This window comes from Acinetobacter sp. MF4642, assembly GCF_002018925.1.
In the GTDB taxonomy this organism is placed as follows: Bacteria; Pseudomonadota; Gammaproteobacteria; order Pseudomonadales; family Moraxellaceae; genus Acinetobacter; species Acinetobacter johnsonii.
In genome coordinates this window covers 1-7,422 of the sequence record NZ_MVON01000052.1, presented here as the reverse complement: position 1 = coordinate 7,422, position 7,422 = coordinate 1, and the positions used below count along the sequence as shown (strand labels likewise).

6 protein-coding genes are annotated in these 7,422 nt (G+C 37.4%); 1 reads left to right on the top strand and 5 read right to left on the bottom strand.

Annotated features, from left to right (window positions below):
- On the top strand, positions 1 to 115 hold a 115-nt coding region (locus MF4642_RS17430), incomplete at its 5' end, for an IS3 family transposase (protein ID WP_413772799.1).
- A gap of 1 nt (position 116) precedes the next feature.
- On the opposite strand, the gene MF4642_RS15935 is transcribed toward MF4642_RS17430, so the two are convergent.
- The 5 genes from MF4642_RS15935 to MF4642_RS15915 all read right to left on the bottom strand — a co-directional run.
- Positions 117 to 1,193 (bottom strand): PoNe immunity protein domain-containing protein, encoded by a 1,077-nt coding sequence (locus tag MF4642_RS15935; protein WP_078426826.1) that lies wholly within the window; start codon positions 1,191 to 1,193, stop codon positions 117 to 119.
- A gap of 78 nt (positions 1,194 to 1,271) precedes the next feature.
- A complete protein-coding gene (locus MF4642_RS15930; protein WP_078426825.1) occupies positions 1,272 to 2,549 on the bottom strand; it encodes a type VI immunity family protein in 1,278 nt (425 codons plus the stop codon).
- Positions 2,549 to 3,547, bottom strand: a complete 999-nt coding sequence (locus tag MF4642_RS15925; protein ID WP_078426824.1) for a hypothetical protein — start codon at positions 3,545 to 3,547, stop codon at positions 2,549 to 2,551. The genes MF4642_RS15930 and MF4642_RS15925 overlap by 1 nt, the downstream gene beginning before the upstream one ends.
- Positions 3,548 to 3,549: 2 nt before the next feature.
- Entirely contained in the window at positions 3,550 to 6,402 is a 2,853-nt protein-coding gene (locus MF4642_RS15920) for a type VI secretion system Vgr family protein (protein ID WP_078426823.1), read from the bottom strand.
- Positions 6,403 to 7,208: 806 nt separating this feature from the next.
- A partial coding sequence (locus MF4642_RS15915) for an integrase core domain-containing protein (protein WP_153041802.1) occupies positions 7,209 to 7,422 on the bottom strand: 214 nt, incomplete at its 5' end.

The following is a 7,422-nucleotide window of genomic DNA, read 5'->3' as shown; positions in this document are numbered from 1 at the left end:
CTGGGTATATTGGTTCAATAAAAAGCGTGTACACAGTGCACTGGGTTATGTATCGCCTTTTGAGTTTGAAGCAATGTACTATGATAAGATTAACCCGTTAGGTCAGGTGGCCTAACTTAAATAAAAAAGTCTCCGACAAACCCGGTACGGTTCACTTCCCCCCAATCGAGCTCGATAAGTGCAGGAACAATCTCACCTTGTTTAAAGTATTGTCGTGAATCTGGTTGTGCTGTTGTTCTCCAATAACCTGTTTTAATACAGGCTTCTCCACCCTTAACTTTCATTCGTTCTAATTGTTGATCATCTAAAACTACTTTTGACTGTGTTCGAGCAAAATCAACCAAATCTTTTGGATAGAACTGATGTTCACGATATGACGTATCATCTATATCCAGCAACCACGTTACCGCTGCTGCTTCCCATGACCAATAGCCATAGTAACCTCTTCCTGATCTTAAATCAGTTTGAGGATGCTGATCATAATAAGGCTCTCGGCGGCTCGCCTCATACCAATCTTCTAAATATTGCAGCATTAAAGCTGGACGCTGTTCAGGTGAAGCATTAAACACGTTAATCAGCTTACGATAAGGCAAATGTCGTCTTGCTTCATCTGGTGGAGTTCCACGATCTGCAACAAATGGAGCAACTAAACGTTCAATTAATCCATCTTTTTCCTGTCCTTCAGGTGTTGCTTCTACATAGTCAATGATTGGCATAATCCGATCCATCTGGTCTGCATAGCCAGTCAACAGCCCAAAACAAATCAGACGTAAAGCAATATACCAATAGTCTTCTGTTCCCAAACTAATATGCCAAACAAATCGTCCATCAGCATCAGGACTTAAATTATATAAATGGCTTGCTTCTGCGTACTCTTCTGTCCAATGAAGTAGATATGGATATATTTCTTTTAAAAACTCAAGACTTCCGCCTGCCGAATACTGTAAAGACATTAAATTTAAGACATCGTTTAAACGCTGATGACCTGCCGCAATATAGCCACCATATTTTTTTTCATTTTTATAATTACTAAAACCATCCGTTACGGAATATATCCCATTCACAAATGTATCAAATCTTTTGCTATACATTTTTTGTTCAAGCAAATTATCTCTAAATAAAGCAGGGTCTTTTATTTCTAAACTTAACCACTTTTGCCAATCTATTGTCTGCTCATTTACTTGTATGGACATTTATTAACGCTCCAGCATGTCATTCGGTAAAAGTAAAAAAACCATCCGAAAGAGGATGGCTTTTCTAAAATGATTAAATTATTTTTCACCATCCCAATACCAATAGACCTCTCCCCAGTCTAGTTCTGAAAAGGTTGGAAGAATATCACCTTCTTCAAAATACTGTCGTAAATCCGGTCGTGCTGGAGTTTGCCAATAGCCTGTTTGTGGGCATGGCTCTCCACCTTTCACTTTAAGTTTTTCTTCTTCCAATGATAGGTTACTAACCTTATTGACTCGTTTGCCTTCAGGCCAACTGCTATCTTCATCAAAACGGGCAATCCATTGGGGAGAACTTTCTATATCAAATCTTGGATTAGGGTCATCATCCCATGCATCTAACGTAGTTAGCTTCAAGTCATTACAACGTATTGGTTTTATCAGGTCATTTGCCCTCACCAATAAATCTGGAATACCCTCTTCAACAGGATAAAGTGACAGCTCCCCAAGTTGAATCCAAAGACTGAATTTTTCAGGATCTGTTGCATCTAGCAATTTGGTGATCTCTATCCGTGGATCATCTAGTTTTAAGCGGATTTTCTCCTCGCTTAAACCTAATTTATCGATCCAATAGGGAGATAATAAAAAACACCAAGTTGGGGTGCGAATTCCTGCGGCTAATGAAGGTGTATAGATAAAGCCATCCAAACCATCATGGGAGTGATTCATATTAGGATGATCTATATCCAGCCCATAAAAGTAATCACTAAAAATACGTTCTGCTGTTTCAAACTCAGGCGAAACAATATTAAAGTTTGTCGAATTTCCAATTTCATAGCCACTATAAGCTTGTATCGGATTAAGTTTAATTAAACAATGTTGAACAAACTGATACCATTTTGACTTATGTTCTCTATACCATTTTTCACCAAATGACAGCTTTAATGTCGTATACCTACTATTATTGTTATCTGAAAATTGAGCACAGAAAACCCAACGGGCACTTTGATTAGGAGAATTCCCTGTAGTTGCTGCTATAAAATATATAGGATACCTCTTAAAACTTTGGTGCATTTCATTGATTAACTCTTTATGAGAAGGCTTCCATTTATTGGCATTTTTCCAGACACCTGTATCCCGATAGCGTCGCTTAAATGGCTTATCAATTATTTTATTTTCAAAATCTTCATAAATATTGATAATTTTATTGGCAATTTCCTCTACTTCATTATCCTGATGGTAAATATAAAATGTGATGTAGGGACAAATGCCAAACTCTTCTTGTTCGTACCCATAAGTGTGATAACTATCTTTTTTAAACTCTGCTATATAGTCAGTCACTTCATCTTGACTTAAAAATAACTCTTCGTCATTCATTATATTTTACCCTTTCCTTTTGACTTCTTTGGCTGTTGCTGTTGTGGTTGATCCTTAGGACTTACATCTTCAGGATAACGAAACAGTGACAACTTAAAGCCCTCACTTGCCGTTATCTTGCTGGTTTTCTTTTCTGCAGCACATTGCTTTTTTAAATCGTCATAAGCCTTAAATTGCTTATCATCAATTCGATCACCTTGAAACTTGATTTCAACTAATGCAAAAATATTGGTCAGAGTTAAAGGTTCACCACGATACTCAGGAATAATAATATCAGCACCAATTGTATTCTTTCCTTTATAGGGCATCGGCCAGAATGGATTGATATCAGAACCTGTACGCTTGATTCGTGTTTTCCCCTCTAATAAAGGTGCAAGGTACTTCTTCGTTTTAACATCATAACCAAAACAGACTTCAGCTTTTAATGGACTTTTCCATTTGACAATTTCATCCATGAATTCAAACATAAAATTTACAGCAAGTTGTTTCAGTCTCACAATGATATATTCATCAACATTTGCTCCTGCCAGTTCTTGAGCACTCATTTTTAGAAGCTTTGCAACAACATCCACTTTACTTTTAGGAACTATATCCTTTAACTTTTTCCCTTTCTGCTTTCTCAACTGAATCATAGGTAGTTGTTCTGCTTTTTCACAAACCTGACTTATGATTGAACGAAATGGTGTCTTTTGTTTGATTGCAGCAGTAATCACATTACTTTTTGTCTGGGGTCTCCCAGATGCAGCTTTGGTATTGTTACTTTGCTTATCACCAGTAGTTAATGTCGTTAGTAAGACCTTTTCTTTTTCCTTATCAATTTTATCTGAAATCTCTTGACCAAGATTTTTCATGATTTTTTTAATTTCTTCTTTAGCCTTTTTAATGTTGTCCTGATAGTTTTTCACCTCACCATAAGCATTAGAAGCTGTACGGTATATTTCATATGCTGTTATTGCATAACCTGCCAATTTAACAACGACAATAATAGCTGGAAGCATCGTTACTCTCCATCCAACTCAGATTCTAGTTTTTTTGATTTTTCTTCTAATTTTGCTTCCCAATTTTCAGTCAATCGCTCGCTTTCTCTCATCACCGATTTATATCCAATAATTCTTTCTCTAGTTTCCGTAACAACCTGCTCTGTAAATCCGTACTCATCTGTAATACCTTCTTTCATTAAATTATTCTGATTATCAGAAATAAAGTACTTATATCCTTTAAAATTTCGACCATCTGCTTTAAATAGTTGATATTGCGCTGAGTAAGGTGACTGAGCAAATTCTAGTTTAGGTAATTGGGGCAAATTAGGTGAAACCTCTCCCCCGCTCATAAACTTATGTTGCCCCGCCTTAACCTCAAACTTTCCACTCGTTGTTGCAAAGACTCCAGAACTATTAATCTTAAGTTCCGAACCATCAGCGATTAATTTAATTTCTTTAGGGCTGGTAATGTAAATGGCATCTTCAGTTGAAATGATCTGTACACCTTTACGTGCTATCAAATCAGCCCCATCTGCTTGAGCCTGTATTTCAACTTTGCCTTTACCTGCATAGAATTTCGCACCGTCCTGTGCTGCAAACAAACTGATTTTACTTTGTGCATGTGCAAGTAAATTCTTTTGGGTACTAAAATTAATACTGCCCCCTGCACTATGACCAATTTGACCATCTGCTGAAAGGTGAACATCTTCATTTGTAGTCAGAGCAATCGAATGGGGGGAGGTCAATATCATTAAAGCTTGTTTAAATGCTTTTGCCTTCGCCTCACTTTCTTGTTCAATTTGTTCAATAAACTCTTTTAGATTATCCAGTATTTCTAATGGATCGGTTTGTTGATTTTTAGCAATATCACTTAAAGCTTTACTGTTCGTCTGACTATCTTCTAGTTGTTTCTTGGCAATTTCAGCATCTAGATGCTCACCTTTGGCTTGATCTTGTTTATACGTGGAAACAAGTAAGCCTTGCCCAGCACGGACGGCCCCCCACTGGTCAGTACGCAGTTCAAAACCTTCACCTCGTCCATCACTTGTGTCCGTTTCTTTAGGATGACTCAGATTCCCTAAATTCAGTTGTGTCGCACCATGACTGCTTTGTAGTTGGGTACTGATCTGACCCGTCGTGTCATCAAAGCGTAGTTGCCCGAAGCCCTCTCCTTGGTACTCTTTTGATCGAATCCCTGCCAGTTTTTTCGTATCAGGCAGTTTGCCTGTATTGTCAAATTTGCTTGGATGACGTTGTGCTTCATGGATGCGCCCCACGACAAAGGGTCTGTCGATATTGCCATCAAAGAAGTCGATAACCACGATTTCACCAATACGCGGTAAGAAGCGTGCACCATAACCTTCACCTGCCCAAGGTGTGAGCACATCAACCCAAGCAGAATCTGTGTCATTATCATTTGAACCTGCACCGCCATCGTGAGTATTGTCTTCACTACGCGTGAACAAGAAACGGACTTTAATACGCCCCCATTCATCCACGTGAATTTCTTCACCACTTGGTCCAACCACTTTCGCGCGTTGTGGTGATGCAATAGGTCGTTGTCGCAGCGGATTGTACTCTGGAACAATACTGATATTACGTCGTTGTAAGACGAGGTGATTGGTTTGGCGTTCTTCTTTATTATTTGTCGTAATTTCAGCCTGTTGCCAATTGGTTTGTTTCAGCAAAGCTGTGATTTGATCGGTCAAATCTTTAGGCAAATTATTCTGATTATAGAATTTTTTAGATGTGATTAAGAATTCTTTGTCTGAACCACTATGCTGATCAATTTCAGGGTGTTCGTTGAGTTCAAACCAGTAACCCACTTGTGCATCTCGTACAGTCGAGGTAGCCATAAATTGCTTAGCTTGTAAGTCGTAATAATGACCAAGGTTTTGATTAAACTTTTCAATCTGACCATTGCTTGATTTGGTTGTTCCATCTTCACCTTTAAGGTCTTGTATCCATGCAGGTGAGAAATGCCATGCCTGCTCTAAACCTAGACTGGCGTTGTCTTGATTATCACTATGGCTATGTTTGCTTTGAACTGAACCCGCACCTTCTTCTACTTCTAAAGTATTTGCTTGCCAACGTTGAATATAAACAGATGTTGGTTGTATAGAACGCTGCCCGACAAAATTTGTAATCGAATCACTGCTTTCTACAGCACTGCTACGATGGAAGCGAATATTCTGACGCTCTAAACTTTGATATTGGGCGTTGTCATCAATCAGTCTAAGTTTTTGTGGCTGAATAGGTTCACTTGAACTGGACACTTTGAGCTGAGATTCATCAATAAGCCAGTTAATCCCCTCTGAAGAGAGCAGCCTTTGAATAAACTCACTATCCAATTCATTCGCTTGCATAATGAATGGGCGCACATCATATTCTTTACTTAAACCACTTTTATCCAAAATCAAACTTGAAGCAAATAAGGGACTACGTTGCAGCCACTCGGCAAAAATAGTTTGAACCACATCAACAACAGACTTCGCCATGAAAACTCTAGAATTACGTCGATGCTTCCATAAGGCTGTCGGGTCTTCCACGGTTAAACGGTATATGGTTAAAGCGCCATCGCTTGCTCCTACATCGGCCTTGGTGATGATGCCTGAAATACGATTGAGTTCTGATTTATCAGTGACAATATCGACAGCCACCTGACTACCAATAAATTGCTTTAACGGAATATGAGCGGAGGTAGATAAGCAAAGGAGCTGTAACTCTATACCTGCATTCAGTTCATGTGTTCCATCTATGCGCTGAAGGAATACTTGTTCGTTAAGCGAAGTATTGCTGAACTGAATATGAATGGCACGTTTTTGTGCACTAAGTCCAAGTTGCTCTATTGCAGCATAAATATTATTGGGCATCGTTATTATTAAATTTTAAGTTGTGGCTGATTGTACAAAAGTCTCAAAAAATTTCTTTAATTTTTTGTAACTTTAATAGAATTTTTAAGTTCAGAGCCTTTTTTCAATAAATGACCGATCCATCTGTAAGTTTCTATTTTTATAGTTTTGATATTATCCCAGTCATATTCAGCTTAACCCAATTCATTCCTTTATCTACTCTAGAAATATTAAAGTTTTTCAGTTAATACCAGACCACTAAAATTTTATTTTTTTCATACTGGTTTGCAATTTACTCAAACTTCATTTAACTCGCTAACAATTACAACCTTCTACATAACCCGCAATTCTTGAAGCTGTTGCTTATCAGGATAATATAGGCCACTCCCCTATAGATACATAGCCTACTGCCAATAGCTTATTTATACATAGAAGCAATTGAGCTGCTACTGACAGAGAGTTTAGATCATCACCTTACGCAGGATAAATAAAGATGAAGCACATCAATTATTATTCGAAAAAAAGACCCAGTTATTCACATCTTAGTATTTGAATTAAGATCCAGCCAGCTTATGTATATCAATATATGGCATAGAATTAATTACACAGGAAAGATTAGAAAATCTGAATGAAAAATTATAAAATAATAGTTTATTATAAGTTATACATGTGATTTATTGATTATCTCTGCAAATTTCAACGGTTGTATTGATCAAGAGTTAAATGAAACTTGCAACTTTCCAGATTTGGTATAGCTCAAATACATTAGGTTATACATAAAAATTAAAATGAACCGTACCGACTATATCGGAGACAGTTTATTTAAGTTATGCAACACAATCTAAGGTGTTGATTTTATCATAGTACATATTTTCAAACTCAAATGGTGAAACATAGCCAATAGAACTATGTAACCGCTTTTTGTTAAACCAGTCTACCCAATTCAATGTAGCTAATTCAACATCAGCTAAGCCTAACCAATCAGATTTCAAATATTCAATCACCTCCGTTTTATATAAACCATTCACTGTTTCAGCCAGT

Bases quoted from the DNA above. Each gene is read 5' to 3' on its own strand.
- MF4642_RS15930 (WP_078426825.1), bottom strand. From the start codon at position 2,549: ATGAATGACGAAGAGTTATTTTTAAGTCAAGATGAAGTGACTGACTAT.
- MF4642_RS15920 (WP_078426823.1), bottom strand. From the start codon at position 6,402: ATGCCCAATAATATTTATGCTGCAATAGAGCAACTTGGACTTAGTGCA.
- MF4642_RS15935 (WP_078426826.1), bottom strand. From the start codon at position 1,193: ATGTCCATACAAGTAAATGAGCAGACAATAGATTGGCAAAAGTGGTTA.
- MF4642_RS15925 (WP_078426824.1), bottom strand. From the start codon at position 3,547: ATGCTTCCAGCTATTATTGTCGTTGTTAAATTGGCAGGTTATGCAATA.